We start from the raw sequence: 21,919 nt of genomic DNA on the forward strand, positions 1-21,919 counted from the left end.
GGCCTCAGCGACCGAGCGGCTGCGTCCAGGTCTGGGGCAGGCGACGGCGGACGTTGCGCCGGGGCGCATTGAACCCGGCGCGGTCGTGCTTCGTCGTCTCGACCTGGGCGAGCGCTTCGGCCTGGTGGGCGGCGTAGGCGAGAGCGACCTGGCGGATCGCGACGACCGCGGCGACTGCGGCCGCACTGGCCATCTCATCGCTGACCGGCTGACCGTCGTCGGCGCGGACCACGGCGCGGTCCTCGACCGAAGTCACCGGCGTCCCAGTGCTCGCCTCGGACACGGCACCGTCGCTCGGTGCCGTGCTCTGCTCGGCGGTCTGCGTCGAATCCTCGCTCATAGGGGGATGTTACCGTGCTTGCGCGCGGGAGCGTCGACGTGCTTGTTCTTCAGCGCCCGCAGCGAGCGGACGATGCGGGCCCGCGTCTCGCTCGGCTTGATGACCGCGTCGATGTAGCCCTCCTCGGCGGCGAGGTACGGGTTGAGCAGAGCGTCCTCGTAGTCCTGGATGAGCTCGTCGCGCAGCGCATCGACGTCCTCACCGGCCTCCTCGGCGGCCTTGAGCTTGCGCCGGTAGACGATGTTCGCCGCCCCCTGGGCACCCATGACGGCGATCTGCGCCGAGGGCCACGCGAGGTTGATGTCCGCACCGAGCTGCTTCGACCCCATGACGCAGTACGCTCCGCCGTAGGCCTTGCGGGTGATGAGCGTGATGAGGGGGACGGTCGCCTCGCCGTAGGCGTAGATGAGCTTCGCGCCGCGGCGGATGATGCCGCCGAGCTCCTGGTCGGTGCCCGGCAGGAAGCCGGGGACGTCGACGAAGGTGAGGATCGGGATGTTGAAGGCGTCGCAGAGGCGGACGAAGCGGGCGGCCTTCTCGGACGCGTCGATGTCCAGGGTGCCGGCGAGCTGCATCGGCTGGTTGGCGATGACGCCGACGCTCACGCCCTCGACACGACCGAATCCGGTGACGACGTTGGGGGCGAAGAGCTCGGAGACCTGGAGGAACTCGCCGTCGTCGAGGACCGTGGTGACGACGTCGAGGATGTCGTAGGGCTGGGAGGGCGAATCCGGCATGAGCGCATCGAGCGCTTCGTCCTCGGGGGTGAGCTCGAGGTCGGATTCGAAGACGTCGGCGTCGGCCGGGTCGAGGTTGTTCTGCGGGAGGAACGACAGCAGGTCGTGGACGTAGTTGAGGGCGTCCTCCTCGTCGCTGGCGAGGTAGTGGGCGTTGCCCGAGACCGTGTTGTTCGTCCGGCCGCCGCCGAGCTCTTCGTGGCCGACCTCCTCACCGGTGACGGTCCTGATGACGTCCGGGCCGGTGATGTACATGTGGCTGATCTTGTCGACCATGATCGTCACGTCGGTGAGCGCCGGCGAGTAGACGGCGCCGCCGGCCGAGGGGCCCATGATGAGCGAGATCTGCGGGATGACTCCCGAGGAGGCGACGTTGAGGCGGAAGATCTCGGCGAAGAGCGCGATCGAACCGACGCCCTCCTGGATGCGGGCGCCGCCGGAGTCGTTGATGCCGATGATCGGGCAGCCGAGTTTGAGCGCGAGCTTCTGGACCTTGACGATCTTGCGGCCGTTCGCCTCGGCCAGCGACCCGCCGAGCACCGTGAAGTCGTGGGCGAAGACGGCGACGGTCTTCCCGTCGATCGTGCCCAGACCGCAGACCACGCCGTCACCGTCAGGGCGGTTCGCACTCATCCCGAACTGGGTGTTGTGGTGGCGGGCGAACTCGTCGATCTCCTGGAACGATCCCTCGTCGAGGAGCTGGTCGATGCGCTCCCGGGCGGTCTGCTTGCCGCGCTTGTGCTGGTTCTCCACCGACTTCTCGTTGCCGGTGTGGGCGGCGTCGCGACGCTCGAGGAAGGCGTCGATGCGCTCGGCGGTGGTGCGTGGGGTTTCCGTCATGCCCCCACCTTATCGAGGGCGCACGAGTTCATTGTGCACTCCCACCAAAAGAATCTAGAGTGGACTGGTGACCAGCCAACACGCGCCTTTCCTCGTCGACGTCCGCTCGCTGCGCGCCCGCGCCGAGGCCGCCGGGCTCGACCTTCCCCTCGTCGTCTGGGACGAGTCCTGTTCGTCGACGAACGACGAACTCGCCGCCCTGGTCCGCAAGCCCGAGCACCTCGATCCCCACCCCGCCGAGGCGGTCGGCCATCCCGTCCGCGACGTCGCCGGCGCTGTCGTCGGCAGCGGCGCGGACCGGTCCGAGCTGCCGGTGTTCACCGTCCTCGGCACCGACTTTCAGAGCGCCGGCCATGGTCGACTCGGACGGACGTGGACGGTGCCGCCGCGGAAGTCGCTGACGTTCTCGATCCTCCTCGCGCCCCGCACCGGGGTTGAGTCCTGGGGCTGGATTCCGCTGCTCACCGGGGAGGCCGTTCGCCGGGCCGTCGCCGAGGCGGGGGTTCCCGCCGTCCTCAAGTGGCCCAACGACGTCCTCACGGCAGACGGGAAGAAGCTGTGCGGGATCCTCGCGCGCATCGAGATGATCGACTCGGGTCCGCGCATCGTCCTGGGAATGGGGATCAACACCCGGCTCGCGGCTGAAGACCTCGTGCGGGAAGACGCGAGTTCGCTGGCGATCGAGCTCGGTCAGCCGGATTCAGAGATCGATCATGAAGCGTTGCTAATGTCGATCCTCAGCACGCTCATTCCTGCCCTGAGGGAGATCGACGAGTATGGTGACGAGGACTTCAGCCGGAGCCGGACCGCGGAGAAGGTGCGCGAGGGAATGGTGACGCTGGGGACACGGGTCAAGGTCGAACGGCCCGACGGCAGCCACCTCATCGGGACGGCCACCGGGCTCGACCCGTCCGGGGACCTCATCATCGACGACCGGACCACTGTGAGCGCCGGCGACGTCCACCATCTGCGACCGGCCCTTGGGACCGACACCTCTGCTGCCGGGACGACCGCGAGATGATGAGTGAGGACACCCGGCAGGCCGCCGTGCCCGCGGACGATGTCGAGCACCGTCGGAACGACGAGAGTGCGCGGGAGCACGCCTCGCGAGACGCTGCGGGACAGGACGCGCCGGTCAACCGTGGTCCGGCGGACAGCGCTGCCGGGGGCAGTGCCACGGCGGGCAACGACGCGGAGGGCGCGCCGACACAGGACACGTCGACGGGTGCTCCTGCGCAGGATGCGGTTGCACAGGCCGGTTCGGCAGACAGTGCCTCTGCGGGCACGAGTGAACAGGACGCCTCGGGGCATCCCGGTCCAGTGCTCTCAACCCCAGGACACGGCGCGTCGAGGGTTGAGGGCGTGACCCACGGCGGACCGCAGGACGTCGACTCTGCACACAGCGGATCGGCGCACGGGGGCCCGGGTGACGCCAGCGCAGACGACGCCACCGGCGCCGATATCGCCGACGCCGGTTCCGGCGACGGTGCCGCTTCCCGATCTGATGACACCGCCTCCCGTTCTGATGACACCGTCTCACGCGGCACTGACACGACCCGCCGGCGAGCGAAGATCGATGACAGCGAACTGACGGCCACCTCGGCGATGCCGGTCATCACCGCGAACATGCTCAACGGACACCCGGCATCCGTCGACGACGGTGCCTCAGGCAGGCCCGACCGGGCCGACGACTTCTCCGAGGGACTGCACGAGGACCCGCGCACCTCGGCGATCGACATCGTCGACGATGACGACGACGATCCGGTCTACGAGACGCGGACGGCGGCCGAGCGGCTCGAGGAGATCCTCCTCGACGGTAAGCGCGTGCTCGATCGCCGGGAGGCGGCGAAGCTCGGCGGGATCTCGACGGTGTCGGCGCGGAAGATGTGGCGGGCGCTGGGGATGGCGCAGACGGATGCGCACGACAAGGCGTACACGGTCAGCGATGCGCACGCGCTGCGGATGTGGGCGAAGCCCGTCGCGGACGGACTCATCGACCAGGAGACCGCGCTGTCGCTGGCGCGTGCGATCGGGCAGACGACGGACCGCCTCGTCGTGTGGCAGATGGAGACGATCGTCGAATACCTCACCGAGGAGAAGGGCCTGAGCGAACCCGAGGCCCGTCGGGAGGCACTCGAGGTCATCGAGGACCTCATCGACCCGTTGCAGAAGATGCTCACGTACTCGTGGCGGCGCAACCTCGCCGAGGTGATGGGGCGGCTCAACGTCAACGTCTCCGACGGGTTGGCGATGGACAACCGGCAGGGCTGGTACGACTCGTCGATGCCGCTGGCCCGGGCCGTCGGCTTCATCGACCTCGTCTCGTACACGCGGCTGTCGCAGAAGATGGAGCCGAGGCAGCTGGCGAACATGGTCCAGGAGTTCCAGGGCATCTGCTACAACATCGTCGCCACCGGCGGCGGGCGCATCATCAAGACCGTCGGCGACGAGGTGTTCTTCGCGGCCGAGACCCCGCTGGCCGGCGCGGAGATCGCGATGTCGCTCATGGAGCGCGTCACCGCGGCCGCCGATCTGCCGCAGGCACGGGTCGGGTTCGTGTGGGGGCGGGTGCTCTCGCGCCTCGGCGACATCTTCGGCTCGAGCGTCAACCTGGCAGCGCGGCTGACCGCCGTCGCCGAGCCGGGAACGATCTTCACCGACGAGGAGACCGCGCGGGTGCTCTCGACCTCCGACGCCTACGTCTTCGAACCGCGCGGCTCGCTCACTCTCCAGGGACTCGGCGAGACCGGGATCTGCCGGATGGAGCGCGGCACCGCGGCACGGATGAAGCTCGACCTCGACGACGAGTCGTAGGCGCGGCGGCGCGGCGAGGGGCGGACGCTGCGGCGGGGCGATGCTGCGGCTTTCTTACCCCGCACCCTTGGCGCCGGAGCCTCCCCTTGGCGGAGAGCAATTCGCATCCCGCCCACTCAGCGCATCCCGCCCTCTTAGCCCCAAAACCTCCCGTTGCACGGGGTGGATTAGGCGCCGCGGGTGCGGGTTGCGGAGCGATCGGGATGACGTGGCGTCCGGGGTGCGACACGACGCTACGGGTAGGACGTGCTGCGGCGGGAACGTACGCGCGTTCCCGCACGTGTCCGCCGTCAGAACAGCGCTGAGTCGTCGCCGTCGTCCTCATCGTCTTCGTCGTGGGAGACGATGACGCCGTTGTCCGTGTCGATGCGGGCGCGCGAGATCGCCTCGCGGGCGTCGTCGGCATCGAGGTCGAGACCGTCGAGGCTCGTCGCGAGCCCGCCGGAACCGGCCGCCTGAGGCGAACCGCTGCCCGAAGCACCGCTGTCGCCTCGAACGCTATCGCCGGAGCGTCCGCTGCCCGCCGACGAGTCCCCGGAGCCATCGACGTCCCCACCGCCGGTGCCACCGCCGCCGGTGACGTCCTCGCCCGGTTCGCGAAGGCGGGGGAGCGTGCCGATGACGTCGATCTTGGACTCGAGCGGGGACCCCGTCCCGTCACGGCGCGACATCTCACCGGGCAGCGTGCGTGCACCTCCGGCCTGCGCCGCCGCCTGCGGGGAGTCGCCGACCCAGGCGAGCGAGAGCTCGGTCTCGCCCTTGAGGAACTTGTGGGCGCGCACACCCGAGGTGGCCCGTCCCTTCGTGGGGAACTCGACGAACTCGCTCACCTTGATCGACGAGGACGGCGCACCGTAGAAGTTCTCGCCGCTGGCGATCGTCACGACCGACAGCGACATCTCCTCATCGGGTTCGCGGGGGACGGCCCCGAAGAAGATCGCCTTCGCCTCGGCGCCGAGCTTGATGCCGGCGACCCCCGAGGCGTTCCATCCCTGGGCCCGCAGGCCTGCGGCGTCGAAGGCGAGCAGCTGCGCGGCCGAGGTGACGAAGACGGCGAGCGAGGCGTCGATGTCGCGGGGCTGAGCGACGCCGATGACGGTGTCCTTGCCCTTGAGGGCGATCGCGTCCCACTCCGACTTGTTCGGACGGCCCGCCACGGACACGCGCTTGACGACGCCCTCGGCTGTGCCGAGGAGGAACTCGCGCTCGAGGTCGATGAGCCCGATGACCTTCTCGTTCTTCTCGAGCGCCGCGTACTCGGCGACCTTCACCCCGCCGGCGACGTTGGGCCGCGAGGCACCGGGCGGCAGCGCGGGAAGGTCGACGACGTCGATGAGGTGGAGGGTGCCGGTCGAGGTCAGCGCCCCGACCTTGCCCTGAGTCGTCGCGACCACCTCGGAGACGAGGGCGTCGTGGCTCGCGCGTTTGCCCGAGCGGGCGAGCACCGCGGCATCCGAGGTGCGGGCGATCCGACCGGAGGTCGAGAGGAGCACGCGGGTCGGTGCATCGGCGATCCGCAGGTTCTCCGGGGCCTTCTTCCCCTTCGCCGTGAGCTCCTTCATCGCCCCTTCGATGAGGACGGTCCGGCGGGGCGTGCCGATGATCTCCGCGGTCGCCTCGAGTTCGGAGGCGACGAGCTCGCGCAGCTTCGCCTCGTCGGCGAGGAGGCTCTCGAGGTAGTCGATGCGCTCCTTGAGCTCGTCGCGCTCGGCTTCGAGTTCGAGACGCGAGAACTTCGTCAGCCGCCGCAGCTGCAGGTCGAGGATGTAGGTGGCCTGGAGCTCCGAGAGGTCGAAGACGTCCATGAGCCTCGTCCGCGCGGTCGCGGCGTCATCGGAGGAGCGGATGAGCTGGATGACCTCATCGATGTCGAGGATCGCGATGAGCAGACCCTCGACGAGGTGGAGGCGGTCCTTGGCCTTGCGCAGCTGGAAGACCGTGCGCCGGCGCACGACGTCGATGCGGTGGGTGAGGTAGACGGTGAGGAGCTCGCGCAGCCCGAGGGTGCGCGGCTGGCCCTCGACGAGGCAGACGTTGTTGATCCCGAAGGACTCCTCGAGCGGGGTCTGCCGGTAGAGCTCGGCGAGGACCGCCTCCGGGTTGAAGCCGTTCTTGATCCCGATGACGAGCCGCAGGCCGTTCTTCCGGTCCGAGTAGTCGTCGATCGAGGCGATGCCGGTGAGCTTCTTCGCCCCGACGGCGTCCTTGACCTTCGCGACGACCTTCTCCGGTCCCACGAGGTAGGGCAGCTCGGTGACGACGATGCCCTTGCGCCTGGCGTTGATGTTCTCGATTGAGACCGTCGCCCGGGTCCGGAAGGTTCCGCGGCCGGTCTCGTAGGCCTCCCGGACGCCGTCGAGGCCGATGATCCGCCCGCCTGTGGGCAGGTCGGGTCCCGGGATGAAGCGCATGAGCTCGGCGAGATCGGCGTCGGGATTGCGGATGAGGTGGCTGCACGCGGCGATGACCTCGCCCGGGTTGTGCGGGGCCATGTTCGTCGCCATGCCCACGGCGATGCCCGAGGCCCCGTTGATGAGGAGGTTGGGGAACGCGGCGGGCAGGACGTCGGGCTGGGTGAGCGTGTTGTCGTAGTTGGGGACGAAGTCGACGACCTCTTCGTCGAGGCCGGCGATCATCTGCATCGACGCCGTGGTCAGCCTCGCCTCGGTGTAGCGGGGGGCGGCGGGTCCGTCGTCGAGGGAGCCGAAGTTGCCGTGGCCGTCGACGAGGGGGACCCGCATGATGAAGTCCTGGCTGAGCCGCACGAGCGCGTCATAGATCGCGGAGTCGCCGTGCGGGTGGAGCTTGCCCATGACGTCACCGACGATGCGCGAGGACTTGACGTGGCCGCGGTCGGGCCGCAGCCCCATGTCGCCCATCTGGTAGACGATGCGCCTCTGCACCGGCTTGAGGCCGTCACGGGCGTCGGGCAGAGCTCTCGAATAGATGACCGAGTAGGCGTACTCGAGGTAGGAACTCTCCATCTCCGCCGAGACGTCGACATCGATGACTCTGCCTTCGGTCATGGAACTCCTGTCACACACTCGCGTCCGCTGTCCCTCAGCGGCGGCACCCGTCGATTCTAGCGTTCGAATCGTGTTCCCAGGCCCACCTCGGGGTCTCGTGTCGCTTCCGCCCCGCCGAGGCGGTGGTCAGGGGCACCGTGGACGGGAGAGTCCTGCTACGAGCGCGGGAGGTCGTTCATCCACTTCGAGAGTTCGCCGATGTAGGCCTCGACGTGCTCACGGGAGGGCGAACCGGACATGAGCTCGGCGATCATCATGCCGAGCACCGAGCTGGTGATGCGGCGGGCGAGGTCGGCGTCGATGCCGCAGAGGTTCATGACGAACGAGTCGACGGTCGCCATGTTCGACCGCTTCGCCGCGAGCGCCTCCGCCGGCAGCGCGGGGTCGAGGCTGAGCATGACGGAGGTGTAGAAGCGGTCGCGGTCGGTGGTGAGCAGATCGAAGCACAGTCCGACGGCGGCATCGGCGAGCGGGGTGCCGCCGGCCGCCGTGTTCTCGACGAGCCGGTCGAACTGACGGGCGTTGAGTTCGCCGATCCGTTCGAGGATCCCGGTGACGAGGGCGTCGCGGGTGCGGTAGACGTTGGATGTCGAGCCCACCGGCAGCTCTGCCATGGCGTCGACGGCGCGGTGCGTGAGCCCGCGGACTCCCTGCTCGGCGACGACGGCGATCGCGGAATCCGTGACGACATCTTTGCGTGAGATCAATGCTCTCTGCCTCGCTCTCGTGGGCGCTCCTGCAGCGCAGGAGTGCCTGCTGACGGTGAATGACCACTGGGGGTCACGGACAGCGGCCGGGTCCGGCCGCGGGGTTTTGGGCACAAATGCATAACTATTCATGCTCGAACGGATACAGACACTACATGTTCGCTCGGGGGATTGGTATATGACTCGCCAAACTGCCAGTCGGTTCCCACCAATCGGGTCGCCCGCGCCCATGAGCAGGCGTTTCGACCCGAACAGCGGCACTGTCGTCGCACCGGACGATCCCTGTCGGCCAGGTGGCGGCCCGGCGGTCCGACGCGGACCCCTGCACCTCCGACGATACCCGAGGTGCGCCGCAGACGTCGGATGTCTCGGCGGAGCCCTCAGCTGAGCAGGCGCCGCGTCGTGTCGATCCGGGTGGCGTCGGCGAGCAGGGAGATGCGGACGTCGAGGATGTAGCTCGTCGTCTCGGTCGCGACGATCGGATGCATCTCGATGTCGAGGAGCTGCGGGTGGCGCTCGACGAGGACGGAGAGGCGTTCGAGGACGTCGATGAGGGGGTCGATGTCGACCGGAGGCAGCCCGCGATAGCCGAACAGCCTCGGCGAGGACTTGATCGCCCGGATCATCTCCCCGGCGTCCTTGTCGGTCAGCGGTGCGACCCGGTGCTCGACGTCGCCGAGGAGCTCGGTCGTGTCCCCGGCCAGGGAGAACGAGAGCATCGGGCCGAGCAGGCGGTCCTCGCCGGCGCGGATGACGCAGGGCACGCCGGGTGGGGCCATGGCCTGGACGTCGATGAGCGGCTCCTCGTCCGAGGGCAGGGAGGCGATGAGGTCCTGGATCGCGGTGAAGTCCTCGGTGAGCTCCTCGGGGGTGTCGATGTTCAGCCGCACACCGCCGAGCTCCATCCGATGGCGCAGCGACTTCGTCACGGCCTTGAGCGCGACCGGGTAGCCGATCGTCTCCGCGGCCTGCAGTCCTTCGGCGACCGAGGCGGCCGTGATGTACGGGACGGTCTCGATCCCGTAGCAGGCCAGCAGCTCCCGCGCGCGCTCTCGGGAGAGGACGACGGGACAGCCGGGGGCGGCGCCGGTGAGCGCCTCATCGACGATCTCGCGCACGCCCTTGTCGTCGAGGTCCTCGATCTCGAGGAAGCGGCCGTGGTCGGCAGAGCGCCAGCGGGCGTAGTCGGTGGCGCGCGCGAGCGCCCACACTGCGTCCTCGGGTCCCAAGTAGCTCGGCACCGTGTGGGTGACGCGTCTGCCCTCGGAGTCGGTGAGGAAGCTCGTGAGCTCGTCCTGGACGCCGTGGATGCCGAGGAAGCACGCTACGGTCGTCTTCGCGGACCGTGCGGCGGCCTCGGCGAGACGGGCGGCGATCTCGTTCTCCTCGGCCCCGGCCGAAGGGGTGAAGGTGACGATGACGGAGTCGATGTCGTCGCGGTCGTACATCGCCTCGAGTGCCTCCCCGAAGGTCTCGGCATCGACCTCGGGATGGAGGGAGACGACGGCGGATTCGACGGTGAGCCCCTCGGCCCGGGCGCGCTGGACGATGAGCGTCGACAGCGCCGCCGAGTTGCCGATGACACCCACCCGGCGCCCGGCCGGCAGCGGCTGGGTCGAGAAGACCTGGGCTAAGTCGAAAAGCTGGTGGACGGTGTCGGCACGGACCACGCCCGCCTGACCGAGCACCTGGTCGAGGGCGTGCGGGGCGAGCGAGGAGGTGCGCACGACGTGCCCGGGCGGCAGCTCGCGCCCCGTGACATCGGACTTGACGACGATGACGGGTTTGACCCGGGAGACGCGGCGGGCGATGCGGGAGAACTTCCGCGGATTGCCGATCGATTCGAGGTAGAGGCCGACGGTGTGCGTGGCCGGGTCCTCCTCCCAGTACTGGAGGAGGTCGTTGCCGGAGAGGTCGGCGCGGTTGCCCGCGGAGACGAACGTCGAGATGCCCAGGCCCCGGTTCTTCGCCGTCGCGAGCAGCGCGGTGCCGAGCGCCCCCGACTGGCTGAAGAGCCCGAGCGTGCCCGGTTCGGGGAGGAACGGGGCGAGCGAGGCGTTGAGCCGGACATCGGGGGCCTCATTGACGATCCCGAACGAGTTCGGTCCGATGAGCCGCATCCCGTACGCCCGGGAGGTCGCGACGACCTGCCGCTGCAGCTCGGCGCCGGCGCGTCCGGTCTCGGCGAAGCCCGAGGAGATGACGAGGACGGCCTTGGCGCCGTGGGCTGCGCACTCCTGGACCACCTCGGTGACGGAGTCGGCGGGCACCGCGATGACGGCGAGGTCGGCGGTGCCCGGCAGATCGCCGAGGCTGGGGTACGCGGGCACGCCCGCGACCTGGTCCGCTTCGGGGTGGACGACCCAGAGCTCGCCGGTGAAATGGGCGGAGACGATGTTGCGGATGAGGAGGTTGCCCGTCGAGTTCCGCTTCCGGCTCGCCCCGATGACGACGACCGAGGAGGGATGGAGGACGGTGCGCACGCTCTTCGCCTCGGCGCGGTGCTCGCGGGTGGCCTGGACCTCGATCGACCGTGCCGTCGGGTCGATGTCGAAGGTCACGGCGACGACCCCGTCGTCGAAGCCGCGACTGACCTCGTAGCCGGCGGCTTGGAAGACCTGGAGCATCGAGCGGTTCTGGGGGAGCACCTCGGCGGTGAACTTCCGCAGGCCCGACTCCCGAGCGGCCGCGGCGAGGTGCTCGAGGAGGATCGAGCCGATCCCGCGCCCCTGGTGGGCGTCGGCGATGTTGAACGCGACCTCCGCCGAGGTGGGGGAGATCCTGTCGTAGCGACCGACCCCGATGATGTCGTCGCCGATCGTCATCACCAGCGCCACCCGGTCGTGATGGTCGACGTTGACGAAGCGGTCGAGGTCGCGCTGGGGCAGCTTGGGCAGGGGCGCGAAGAAGCGCAGATAGATCGACTCCGGCGACTGCGCCTCGTGCATGCGCGCGAGCGCATCGGCGTCGGAGGGCACGATCGGGCGCAGATGGGCGGTGCCGCCGTCACGGAGGACGACATCGGCTTCCCACCCTGCAGGATAGTCTTCCATGCCTCAAGCATAGGCGGGCCGCGGACTCGGCACAGGCGGCGAGTACGGCACAATGGAGTCCATGGCATTACCCGAAGTCCTCGTCCGCGACCTCCAGTCGGCCGGATACTATCCGCAGCTCACCCAGGGCATCCTCGCCGACTCCCTCTTCGGCGAGCCGGTGCTCAGCCACTTCGTCCACATCGACACGCACGTCGACATCGAGTCGATCCACCGTCATGTCACCGCCTTCGTCCTCACGGAGACGAGGCTGCTGCTCGCCCACGTCGACGACGACCCGGTAGCGGCTCCCGGCGGCAGGGCCCGGGCGGTGACGAGCAGCGAGGACATCGAACTCGAACGCCTCGGCACCGTCATGGTCGGGCGCACCTTCACCGACCCCGCCTCCTACACTCCCGGCGATGCTCCCGTCGAGGTCTCGCTCACCCTCTCGTGGGGTGCCGCCCGCCGCATCGAGGCCTTCCCCGAGACGTGCGGGGACCCCGACTGCATGGGCGATCACGGCTACGGCGGGTCGACGTTCGCCGAGGACGTCGTCCTCCGCGTCTCCGCCGAAGCCGAAGGGCAGGCGGCCGTCGACCGGATCGCGGCCTTCGCCGACCGGCTGCGTCAGGCCGTCTTCCACGCCCGCCTCCGAGCGCGTCGCTGATGACCACCCCCGACACCGACGGCGTCGACCTCTCGACCCTGCTCGGTCCTCCCGACTATGCGGGGCCGCTGCTCTCCGACGTCGTCCCCGCCGCGTCGCTCGCCCTCGGTGCCGGTCACATCCTCGATGAGACCGCCGGCAGGCGGGCCGAGGGGCTCGGCCTCGACCGGGAGGCGCGCACCGTCGTCGTCGTCCTCGTCGACGGGCTCGGCGAGGAGCTGCTCAGCCGCAACAGCGGCTACACCCCCTTCTTCCGGTCGCTCGCCTCGACCAGGCGGCCGATCTCGACGGGATTCCCATCGACGACGGCGAACTCCCTGTCCTCGCTCGCCACCGGTCGTCTGCCCGGAGCCCACGGAGTCGTCGGCTATCGTCTGCTCGACCCCGCCCGCGACGCCGTGTTCAACCAGCTCACGTGGGATCTCGACGTCGACCCGCTCACGTGGGTGCCCGATGCGACGCTCTTCGAACGCCTCGAGGGCGCCGGCGTCGACGTCGTCAGCCTCGGCGAGGCGAAGTTCGCCGGGCGCGGCCTCAACCGCGCCTCCCTGCGCGGGGGACGCTTCCGTGCGTCGAAGACGCTCGAGGAGCGCACCGCGCAGGCGCTGGCCGAAGTCAGGGCGCCGGGCACCCGGCTAGTCTACCTCTACTGGGGCAACCTCGACAAGACCGGGCACGTGAGCGGATCGAACTCGGCGAACTGGAGCGAGGAGCTCGAACGCATCGACGGCGCGCTCTCCCGCCTCGCCCAGGACCTGCCCCACGACTCGGCGCTCGTCGTCACCGCCGACCACGGCATGGTCGACATCGACCATGATCGTCGCCTCGACCTCGTCGACGCCCCCGACCTCAAGGCGGGGCTGCGCCACCTCGGCGGGGAGCCCAGGGCCCTCCATCTCTACGCGCAGCTCGGAGCCGAGGCCGACGTCGCGGCCGCCTGGACCGAGACCCTGGGCGACCGGGCCCTCGTCCTCCCGCGCGCCGAGGCGATCGCCCGCGGCTACTTCGGCCCCGTCGATCCGCGGGTGCTCGGCCGCATCGGCGACGTCATCGCCGTGTGCACCGACGGCTTCGCCGTCGTCGACTCGCAGACCGAGTCCGCCTCGGCGCTCGCCCTCATCGGACACCACGGAGCGACGACGGACGCCGAACTGCGGATCCCGCTCCTCGTGGTGTGAGCGCTGCCTTCCGGGGGAGTGCGACCGCGACGGTCACCGCTGTCACCGTCGGGCGGGGACGTCGACGCACGGCTCGTCGACCGAGGACCCGCCGACGACGACCTCCCGCCTCGGCGAGGATGTGCCGGGGACGCGGAAGAGCACGCGGGAGTACATGACGTAACGGAAGACGTTGCCCAGCAGCACGCCGACGACGTTGCCGGAGATGTTGTCGGCCAGCGGCGAGGTCAGGCCCATGACGTAGTGGCTGATGATCAGGCACAGTCCGGCGATGCCGAGGCCTGCGGCGTTGACGGCGAAGAAGCCGATGGCCTCGCGCCACGGTCGGCTCGTGCGGCCGTCGCGGAACGTCCAGTGCCTCGAACCCAGCCAGCTCACCGTCGTCGCCGCGGCGACCGAGACGACCTTGGGGATGAGCGGGCCGATGTCGGTGGTGAAGAGGACGAGGTTGAAGACGGCGAGGTCGACGAGGAACGCGAGGGCCCCGACAGCGGTGAACTTCGCGAGGCGGGAGAGCTCGGCGCGGGTGCGGCCCACGGTGCCCTCCTGTCCCCTGACGCGCGGCTTCGACGAAGTCCATCGTACGACAGCGCCGATGTGGCCCGGCTGGGAGCCGCCGCTAGGATGGGTGCGTGACTTTTCCAACCATCGGCGTCATCGGCGGAGGCCAGCTGGCCCGCATGCTCGCCCCCGCAGCAGAGGCCCTCGGAGTGCGCTTCGCCGTCCTCGCAGAGACCGCCGATTCCCCGGCGGCCCAGGTCATCCACGACGTCGTCGTCGGCGACTACACGGACTTTGCGACGCTCAAGGCCTTCGCCGAGACCGTCGACGTCCTCACCTTCGACCACGAGCACGTCCCGCCCGAGCACCTCGAGGCCCTCGTCGCCGCCGGACACGCGGTCCGGCCCGGCCCGCAGGCCCTCATCTTCGCCCAGGACAAGATCCTCATGCGCCGGCGCATGGACGAGCTCGGACTGCCCAACCCGCGGTGGGCGGAGATCACCTCGACCGCCGATGCCGAGGCGTTCGCCGCCGAGGTCGGGTATCCGTTCATCGCCAAGACCCCGCGCGGGGGCTACGACGGCAAGGGCGTGCGTGTCATCACCGATTCCGCCGAGGTGGCCGACTGGCTGAGCGATGTCCCCGTCCTCCTCGCCGAGGAGAAGGTCGACTTCACCCGGGAGCTCGCCGTCATGGTCGGACGGTCCCCGATGGGCCAGACCGCCGTGTGGCCGGTCGTCGAGACCTGGCAGCAGGACGGGGTGTGCAAGGAGGCCATCGCCCCGGCCCCGGGACTGCCGGAGGAGAAGGCGCGCGCCATCACCGAGGCGGTCCTCACCGTCGCCGGCGCCCTCGACGTCACCGGGGTGATGGCGATGGAGATGTTCGAGACCCCTGAGGGCTTCCTCATCAACGAATTCGCCATGCGCCCGCACAACACCGGTCACTGGACCCAGGACGGGTCGGTGACGAGCCAGTTCGAGCAGCACCTGCGCGCCGTCCTCGACCTGCCCCTCGGCAGCCCCGAGGCCCGCGAGGACGTCTCGGTCATGGTCAACATCCTCGGCGCCGAGCACGAGGACCTCTACCGGCCCTACCTCCACGTCATGGCCCACGATCCCGCGGTCAAGGTCCACCTCTACGGCAAGGGCGTGCGCCCGGGCCGCAAGGTCGGCCACGTCAACGCGTACGGCTCCGATCGTGAGCTCGTCCTCGCCCGGGCCAGGCATGCCGCGGACTTCATCGCCGGCGTCGACCCGAACCCCCATCCCGAGATGCCCGCGCCCGCGGGAGTCCCCGCGACCGCACCCGCACGCTCCGGCGCTGCGGACCCCGACGAAAGGGCCTGACATGGCAGCTGCAGAAGAGACGAGCACCGGGGCAGCCGCCTCGGCGAGGCCCCCGGTCGGGATCGTCATGGGATCCGACTCGGACTGGCCGACGATGCGGGAGGCCGCCGAGGCGCTGAGCGAACTCGGCATCGACTCCACCGCCGAGGTGGTCTCCGCCCACCGGATGCCCGAGGACATGGTCGAGTGGGCGAAGACCGCCGCCGACCGGGGACTGCGGGTGATCATCGCCGGGGCAGGGGGAGCGGCCCACCTGCCGGGCATGATCGCCTCGATGACGTCCCTGCCGGTCATCGGCGTGCCCGTGCCGCTGAAGTACCTCGACGGGATGGACTCTCTGCTCTCGATCGTCCAGATGCCCGGCGGCGTGCCCGTGGCCACGGTCTCGATCGGCGGAGCGAAGAACGCGGGCCTGCTCGCCGCCCGCATCCTCGGCGCCGGGACCGACGAGGAGGCGGCGCGGATCCGCTCCCGCCTCGACGAGCATCGGGCCCGTCTGCGTCAGGTCGCCCTCGACAAAGGGGCGGCACTCGGGCAATAATTGTTGACTGAACGATCGATCAGTCAAAGGAGCACGATGTTCGACCTCTACCAGCCCAGTGAAGAGCACGAAGAGATCCGCCAGGCGGTGCGTGACGTCGTCGAGAAGCGGATCACCCCCTTCGCCGCCGAGGTCGACGCCGAATCCCGGTACCCCCAGGAAGCCCACGACGCGCTCGTCGAGACCGACTTCTTCGCCGCGCACATCCCCGAGGAGTACGGGGGAGTCGGGGCCGACGCCCTGGCCGTGGCGATCATCATCGAGGAGGTCGCCCGCGGCTGTGCGTCCTCCTCCCTCATCCCTGCCGTCAACAAGCTCGGGAGCATGCCCGTCCAGCTCGGGGGAGACGCGGCGATCAAGGAGAAGTACCTCGCCCCCGTCGCCCGCGGAGAGGCCGGCTTCTCCTACGGACTCTCCGAACGCGAAGCCGGCTCCGACACCGCTTCGATGAAGACCCGCGCGACCCGTGACGGGGACGACTGGATCCTCAACGGGGTGAAGACCTGGATCACGAACGCCGGGGTCTCCGAGTACTACACGGTCATGGCCGTCACCGACCCCGACGGGGCCCGGGGCCGCAACATCTCCGCCTTCGTCGTCGAGAAGTCCGACGAGGGGTTCACCTTCGGGGAGAAGGAGCGCAAGCTCGGCATCAAGGGATCGCCCACGCGCGAACTCCTCTTCGACAACGTCCGCCTGCCCGGGGACCGGATCGTCGGCGAACCCGGCGAGGGTCTCAAGATCGCGCTGCGCACCCTCGACCACACGCGTGTGACGATCGCCGCGCAGGCCGTCGGCATCGCGCAGGGGGCGCTTGACTACGCGCTGAACTACGTCAAGGAGCGCCAGCAGTTCGGCAAGCGCATCGCCGACTTCCAGGCCATCCAGTTCATGCTCGCCGACATGGGCATGAAGCTCGAGGCCGCCCGCCAGCTCACCTACACCGCGGCGGCGAAGAGCGAACGCGGTGACGCCGACCTCACGTACTTCGGAGCCGCGGCGAAGGCCTTCGCCTCCGATGCCGCGATGGAGATCACCACCGACGCCGTCCAGCTCCTCGGCGGTGCCGGCTACGTCGTCGACCACCCCGTCGAGCGGATGATGCGCGATGCGAAGATCACGCAGATCTACGAGGGCACGAACCAGATCCAGCGCCTCGTCATGGGCCGCCAGCTGCTCGGCTGAAGCCTCCGGCGACTCCACGGCCGTTCCCACCGCATTCGCGGCGGGAACGGCCGTCTGCGTGTCCGGGGGCAGAGGTGTGGGGGAGAACACGGTGTGATCGGCGACATGCGAGGCGCGCAGGTGCGGGCTTCGGCCTCTGCCACGCGCCACAATGGAGGGACACAGAGGACTCGGACGTTGGTTTGGCACGATTGATGCCTGGGCGTCGGTGCGCCCGAAGTCAGTCAGCGAGCAAGAGGCAGAGGTGAGGCAGTGGCCGAGACGAAGTACATCGACCCGATCCGCTTCCCGTCGTACGCCTCACAGCCGACCAGGGACCTGCGGGCGTGGCTGCTGCTCCTCGTCTCCGTCCTCCTTCCCGGTGGCGTCCAGCTGCTCTTCCGTGCCCGCCGGTGGGCGAAGATCTCGCTGTCGATTACGGCGATCAGCTGGCTGCTCGTCATCATCGCCGTCGTCGCCATCCTCATCAATCGCACGTTCGCGTTCACGATCGGCACGAACCCCTACATCCTCACCTTCCTCACCATCTGGGTGCCGGTCGTCGGGCTCAACTGGGTCGTCTGCCTCTTCGACACCGTCCGCCGCATCCGCCTGGTCACCCTGTCGAAGAAGGCGCGCACTCGATTCCTCGGCGCGTTCTGCGCCCTCCTCCTCGTCGTCGTCGGACCGCTGGCGTGGGGCACGAACATCCTCAACAGCCAGCGCGGGCTCGTCAGCGACCTCTTCGCCTCGGGCAAGGCCGCGAAACCCGTCGACGGGCGCTACAACATCCTTCTCCTCGGCTCGGACGCCGGCAAGGGCCGCACGGGCATCCGACCCGATTCGCTCTCCCTCGTCTCGATCGACGCCGAGACCGGCAAGACCGTCATCATCGGACTGCCGCGCAATATGCAGAACGTCCCCTTCCCCGAGGATTCGCCGCTCAACGCCGTCTACCCGCAGGGCTTCAACTGCGGCAGCGAATGCCTCCTCAATGCCGTGTTCCAGCAGGGTGAGAAGTACAAGGAGAAGTTCCCCGACCCGAAGCGCGCCGGGGAGCAGGCGACGATGGACGCCGTCTCAGCGGTCACCGGCCTCGAGGTCCAGTACTACGCCATGGTCAACCTCAAGGGCTTCGAGAACCTCATCGACTCCCTCGGTGGGATCACCCTGGTCTCGGGCAAGCGGGTGCCGATCTCCTCGAAGGTGAATAAGGCCACGGGCAAGCACGGCCCGGTCAAGGGCTGGATCGAACCGGGCAAGCAGAAGCTCGACGGCTACCACGCGCTCTGGTTCGCCCGCTCCCGCGAGTTCTCCAGCGACTACGAGCGGATGATCCGCCAGCGCTGCGTCCAGGAGGCCATGGTCAAGCAGCTCGACCCGGCGACCGTGCTCACGCGGTACCAGGACATCGCCGCGGCCACCCCCGGAGCGGTGTCGACGGACATTCCGTCCTCGCAGGTCGACATGTTCGTCGACCTTGCCCTCAAGGTGAAGAGTCAGAAGATCGAGTCGCTTGACCTCACTCCGCCGCGCGTGACACCATCACAACCGGACTTCGCCGAGGCGCGACGCCTCGTTGCGAACGCGATCGAGAAAGCCTCCACGGACGCTGAGAAGCAGGACAGCGCCCTCTCGGCGTCGACAGGCGTCGCTGCGGGCGTCTCCGCCGGTATGGACACCGGCGTCCGCGTCGACGCCTCCGCCGGTCGCGAACTCGCCGCCTCGGCCAGCCCTGACAAGGGCGGAGACGAGGATGCGCGCGCCATCTGCTACGTCCCGTAAAGGGTGCGGACGAGGGGCGGATCCGCGGTCGAGGATGACCGGAGAAGGACCCCGCGAAAAAACTTTCGCTCGGTGTGTCGCTTGAGAACACTGGGAACCACACCGGTGTAATTATGTTCATTCGTTATTTGGCTAGTCTGACACGCCGGAAATGTGTAACAATTTTGAGATGTTGGGGTTGCCCACCGTACTGCCGACGGTGAAGCCGACCCCGAGGCCCGAACTTCCCTGACTTCCTCGAAAAGGCTGTAACGATGAAATACATACTGCCCACTGTCGCGGGCTGCGCTTCAGTCGCTCTCGTCGGCACCTTAGCGGTCACGGCTCCGACTGCCTTTGCTGCAACCGTCGAGCCGGAAGTGACCCAACAGGCGCTCAAGGTGAGCGAGGACGGACTCAACGTCCCCGGCGCACGCGACTCCAGCGATTCCGCTGCCTCCGTCGCCAACCAGAGCGCGTCGAGCAACCTTCCCAACGTCTTCAAGTCGCAGACGGCACTCGCCGCCACCCAGGTGCCCGCCACGGTCGGCACCGGTGCGCAGGCGGCGACGGCAGCCGTCACCCCCACCTCGGCGGGGCTGACCTCACCTGAGGGCTCGAGCGAAACCCCGGCCCCGGCCGAGGCCGAGCAGGGCGAGAAGACCGAGGAGACTGCACCTGCCGAGGGCACGGCCCCCACCGACGGGTCGACCCCGACGGAGAAGGCCGACGACGACGGCGATATCTCCGGGTCGGTCCGTCAGCAGACCGAGGACGGCGTCAACATCGCCCTCATCTCCGATGTCCTCGACGTTCCGTCGAAGAACCCCAGCCTCGTCGGGGTCACCTTCTCGAACGCACCGTCGAGCATCCGCATCCAGGTCCGCGTCAAGAGCGACTCCGGTTGGGGGAACTGGCAGACGCTCGACGAGGAGAAGCAGGAGGAGGCGAAGAACGAGGGCTCCGAACCCTTCACGGTCAACCGTGCGGCAGGCGTCCAGATGCGCATCCTCGGCGAGAAGGCTCCCAGCGATGCCGAACTCGTCCTCGTCGACCCGAAGCGCTCGTCCGCGGACGCCGAGGCGGTCGCCGAGAACGCACCCGTGCAGATCGACCCGCAGAGCGCACAGCCGGCCACCGACGGTGACTCCGCTGCGACCGAGACCGGTGCGGGCAGCGCCGGCGACGCCGCCGAGGCGACGACCGTCTCCGCCGGCGGAGCGGCGACCGTGACGACGCAGAACTACGTCCCCGGCTCGTCCTCGGTGTCCACCGTCGCGAAGTCGGCGAAGGTCCCGCGGCCCGACATCGCCTCCCGCAAGTCGTGGGGCGCCAAGCCCTACAAGGGCAGCCCTGACTACGCGAGCGGCATCAAGCAGGCCGTCGTCCACCACACCTCGGGATCGAACAGCTACTCCGCCGAGGACGTGCCGGCGATCATCCGCGGCATCCAGTCCTTCCACCAGAAGGGACGCGGCTGGTCCGACATCGGATACAACGTCGTCGCCGACAAGTACGGCCGCCTGTGGCAGGCCCGCGACGGCAAGCTCGAGAAGGCCGTCATCGGCGCCCACGTCGCCGGACACAACTCCGGCACGTTCGGCATCTCGGTGCTCGGCACGTACAACGGCTCGGCCCCGCCGAAGAAGACCCGTGACGCTGTGGCCGCCGCCATCGCGTGGAAGTTCTCGCTCAACGGGCTGACCGCGAGCAAGTCGACCCTCGTCGGCCACCGCGACCTCGGCAGCACCGACTGCCCGGGCGATGCGTTCTACGCGAAGCTCGGAGAGATCCGCAGCACCGTCAACTCGATCCTCAAGTCCGGCGACCTGCCCTCGGACGAGAAGACCGAGTCGCCCAAGCCCAAGCCGAAGCCGAAGACCGCGATCGAGGACTACGCGGAGAAGAACAACCTCGGCAAGGCCACGAGCGGTGAGTTCGATGTCAAGGGCATCGCAGGCGCCAAGGGACGCAACTACGAGAAGGGCGTCGTCTACTGGTCCAAGAAGACCGGCGCCTACCACGTCAAGGGCGCCATCCGGGGAGCGTTCAGCGGCGATGTCGTCCAGACGATCGGACTGCCGACGGGCAATGAGCGCGGCGGGCTGAAGAACGGGGGAGCGTACCAGACCTTCTCCAAGGGCTCGATCCACTGGTCGCCCAAGACCGGGGCGAGGTACACGACCGGCGTGCTCCAGGGCTACTGGAAGGCCAAGGGGTACGAGCGCGGGCACCTCGGCTACCCCAAGTCGAACCCCACCTACAAGGACGGCCGCGGGGAGCAGCTGTTCGAAGGGGCGAAGCTCGTCTGGGCCGAGGGCTACGGCACGACGGAGTTCTCTCCCAACGGGACCATCTCGGGTGGAGTCGTCGATGAGAATGCCTCGGGCGACAGCTCCCCTCCGGGAGACAGCGCCGCCGATGGCGGTTCGGGTGCAGACTCCGGGGAAGGTGCTGCAGCCGGCAACGACGACAAGGATTCGAAGGACAACAAGGACTCCAAGAACAACAAGGACTCCAAGGACGACAAGGGATCGAAGGATTCCAAGGATTCCAAGGACGACAAGGGATCGAAGGACTCCAAGGACGGCAAGAAGGACAAGCCGTCCAAGGAGGAGAAGATCCAGGCGCAGCGCAACGCCATCATCAAGGACGCGAAGTCCTACCTCGGGGTCAAGTACGTCTGGGGCGGCACCACGCCGAAGGGATGGGACTGCTCGGGCTTCACCCAGTACGTCTACGGCAAGAACGGCATCAAGCTGCCGCGCACGACGAGTCAGCAGCGCAACGCCGGCAAGGTCATCTCGATCAAGGACGCCAAGCCCGGCGACCTCATCTGGATCCCCGGTCACATCGGAATCATCTCGGAGACCAAGGGCCAGATGTACGATGCCGGCTCGACCCGGACGAACACCGCCAAGCGCAGCTACGAGTGGATGCTCGGCCGCGGCGCCAAGGTCATCCGCGTCGTCGGCTGAGGCTCAGCCGCCGGGAAGTCAGTGAAGCGGGCCCCGCAGCACGATCGTGCTGCGGGGCCCGCTCGCATCCACCCACGGTGACTCTCGTCCATTGCGCACCGGCACCTCACGACTGCTCGGGCCAGGATGAGGCAGTCCGACGGCTGGGGCGGCCGACCACCTCGGCGGGGCCACGGGGCCGCGTCGGCGGGGCGCGGGTGACGGGCCGACCACCTCGGCGGGGAACTGCCACAGCACCTGAGACGAACCCCCTTGCCGGCAACCTGTCCTGTGGTGAA

At 68.8% G+C, this 21,919-nt stretch carries 15 protein-coding genes; 9 read left to right on the forward strand and 6 right to left on the reverse strand.

Annotation, left to right across the window (positions count from 1 at the left end):
• Positions 1-4: 4 nt before the first annotated feature.
• Positions 5-340 carry a hypothetical protein gene (locus tag EZE58_RS03045; protein WP_009374804.1) on the reverse strand — a complete coding sequence of 112 codons (336 nt, stop codon included), beginning with the start codon at positions 338-340 and terminating at the stop codon, positions 5-7.
• Positions 337-1,917: an acyl-CoA carboxylase subunit beta gene (locus EZE58_RS03050; RefSeq protein WP_009374805.1), complete on the reverse strand. Its 1,581-nt coding sequence runs from the start codon at positions 1,915-1,917 to the stop codon at positions 337-339. Before EZE58_RS03050 ends, EZE58_RS03045 begins: the two co-directional genes overlap by 4 nt.
• 67 nt (positions 1,918-1,984) lie before the next feature.
• On the opposite strand from EZE58_RS03050, the gene EZE58_RS03055 reads away from it, so the two are divergent.
• Both EZE58_RS03055 and EZE58_RS03060 read left to right on the forward strand, forming a co-directional pair.
• Positions 1,985-2,938 (forward strand): biotin--[acetyl-CoA-carboxylase] ligase, encoded by a 954-nt coding sequence (locus EZE58_RS03055; protein ID WP_167559783.1) that lies wholly within the window; start codon positions 1,985-1,987, stop codon positions 2,936-2,938.
• Positions 2,939-3,279: 341 nt separating this feature from the next.
• A complete protein-coding gene (locus tag EZE58_RS03060) occupies positions 3,280-4,731 on the forward strand; it encodes an adenylate/guanylate cyclase domain-containing protein (protein WP_236586888.1) in 1,452 nt (483 codons plus the stop codon).
• A gap of 290 nt (positions 4,732-5,021) precedes the next feature.
• On the opposite strand, the gene EZE58_RS03065 is transcribed toward EZE58_RS03060, so the two are convergent.
• The 3 genes from EZE58_RS03065 to EZE58_RS03075 form a co-directional block, all read right to left on the reverse strand.
• The gene (locus tag EZE58_RS03065) at positions 5,022-7,757 is read right to left on the reverse strand and encodes a DNA topoisomerase IV subunit A (RefSeq protein WP_009374808.1); all 2,736 of its coding nucleotides are present in this window, start codon (positions 7,755-7,757) and stop codon (positions 5,022-5,024) included.
• A 155-nt stretch (positions 7,758-7,912) separates the two neighbouring features.
• Entirely contained in the window at positions 7,913-8,464 is a 552-nt protein-coding gene (locus EZE58_RS03070; RefSeq protein ID WP_009374809.1) for a hypothetical protein, read from the reverse strand.
• A 380-nt stretch (positions 8,465-8,844) separates the two neighbouring features.
• Positions 8,845-11,517 (reverse strand): bifunctional GNAT family N-acetyltransferase/acetate--CoA ligase family protein, encoded by a 2,673-nt coding sequence (locus tag EZE58_RS03075; RefSeq protein ID WP_009374810.1) that lies wholly within the window; start codon positions 11,515-11,517, stop codon positions 8,845-8,847.
• Positions 11,518-11,578: 61 nt separating this feature from the next.
• On the opposite strand from EZE58_RS03075, the gene EZE58_RS03080 reads away from it, so the two are divergent.
• Both EZE58_RS03080 and EZE58_RS03085 read left to right on the forward strand, forming a co-directional pair.
• Positions 11,579-12,166: a DUF5998 family protein gene (locus tag EZE58_RS03080; protein WP_009374811.1), complete on the forward strand. Its 588-nt coding sequence runs from the start codon at positions 11,579-11,581 to the stop codon at positions 12,164-12,166.
• On the forward strand, positions 12,166-13,344 hold the full coding sequence (locus tag EZE58_RS03085) for a nucleotide pyrophosphatase/phosphodiesterase family protein (RefSeq protein ID WP_009374812.1): 1,179 nt from the start codon (positions 12,166-12,168) through the stop codon (positions 13,342-13,344). Before EZE58_RS03080 ends, EZE58_RS03085 begins: the two co-directional genes overlap by 1 nt.
• 42 nt (positions 13,345-13,386) lie before the next feature.
• Here EZE58_RS03085 and EZE58_RS03090 read toward each other — a convergent pair whose 3' ends face one another.
• On the reverse strand, positions 13,387-13,881 hold the full coding sequence (locus tag EZE58_RS03090; RefSeq protein WP_009374813.1) for a GtrA family protein: 495 nt from the start codon (positions 13,879-13,881) through the stop codon (positions 13,387-13,389).
• A gap of 95 nt (positions 13,882-13,976) precedes the next feature.
• Here EZE58_RS03090 and EZE58_RS03095 point away from each other — a divergent pair, with 95 nt between their 5' ends.
• From EZE58_RS03095 to EZE58_RS03115, 5 genes are all read left to right on the forward strand, one after another.
• Entirely contained in the window at positions 13,977-15,194 is a 1,218-nt protein-coding gene (locus EZE58_RS03095) for a 5-(carboxyamino)imidazole ribonucleotide synthase (protein WP_311200328.1), read from the forward strand.
• Between the two features lies 1 nt (position 15,195).
• Entirely contained in the window at positions 15,196-15,735 is a 540-nt protein-coding gene (gene purE / locus EZE58_RS03100) for a 5-(carboxyamino)imidazole ribonucleotide mutase (RefSeq protein ID WP_009374815.1), read from the forward strand.
• 36 nt (positions 15,736-15,771) lie between these two features.
• On the forward strand, positions 15,772-16,920 hold the full coding sequence (locus EZE58_RS03105) for an acyl-CoA dehydrogenase family protein (RefSeq protein WP_009374816.1): 1,149 nt from the start codon (positions 15,772-15,774) through the stop codon (positions 16,918-16,920).
• A 252-nt stretch (positions 16,921-17,172) separates the two neighbouring features.
• On the forward strand, positions 17,173-18,684 hold the full coding sequence (locus tag EZE58_RS03110) for an LCP family protein (RefSeq protein WP_009374817.1): 1,512 nt from the start codon (positions 17,173-17,175) through the stop codon (positions 18,682-18,684).
• A gap of 359 nt (positions 18,685-19,043) precedes the next feature.
• Positions 19,044-21,641, forward strand: coding sequence for an NlpC/P60 family protein (locus EZE58_RS03115; protein WP_009374818.1), 2,598 nt, complete (start codon positions 19,044-19,046; stop codon positions 21,639-21,641).
• Positions 21,642-21,919: the final 278 nt, after the last annotated feature.

This window comes from Brevibacterium sp. LS14 (assembly GCF_012027885.1).
GTDB lineage: Bacteria > Actinomycetota > Actinomycetes > Actinomycetales > Brevibacteriaceae > Brevibacterium > Brevibacterium casei.

Coding starts and splice junctions, on each gene's coding strand:
- EZE58_RS03080 (WP_009374811.1), top strand. CDS start 11,579: ATGGCATTACCCGAAGTCCTCGTCCGCGACCTCCAGTCGGCCGGATAC.
- EZE58_RS03085 (WP_009374812.1), top strand. CDS start 12,166: ATGACCACCCCCGACACCGACGGCGTCGACCTCTCGACCCTGCTCGGT.
- EZE58_RS03105 (WP_009374816.1), top strand. CDS start 15,772: ATGTTCGACCTCTACCAGCCCAGTGAAGAGCACGAAGAGATCCGCCAG.
- EZE58_RS03045 (WP_009374804.1), bottom strand. CDS start 340: ATGAGCGAGGATTCGACGCAGACCGCCGAGCAGAGCACGGCACCGAGC.
- EZE58_RS03065 (WP_009374808.1), bottom strand. CDS start 7,757: ATGACCGAAGGCAGAGTCATCGATGTCGACGTCTCGGCGGAGATGGAG.
- purE (WP_009374815.1), top strand. CDS start 15,196: ATGGCAGCTGCAGAAGAGACGAGCACCGGGGCAGCCGCCTCGGCGAGG.
- EZE58_RS03075 (WP_009374810.1), bottom strand. CDS start 11,517: ATGGAAGACTATCCTGCAGGGTGGGAAGCCGATGTCGTCCTCCGTGAC.
- EZE58_RS03050 (WP_009374805.1), bottom strand. CDS start 1,917: ATGACGGAAACCCCACGCACCACCGCCGAGCGCATCGACGCCTTCCTC.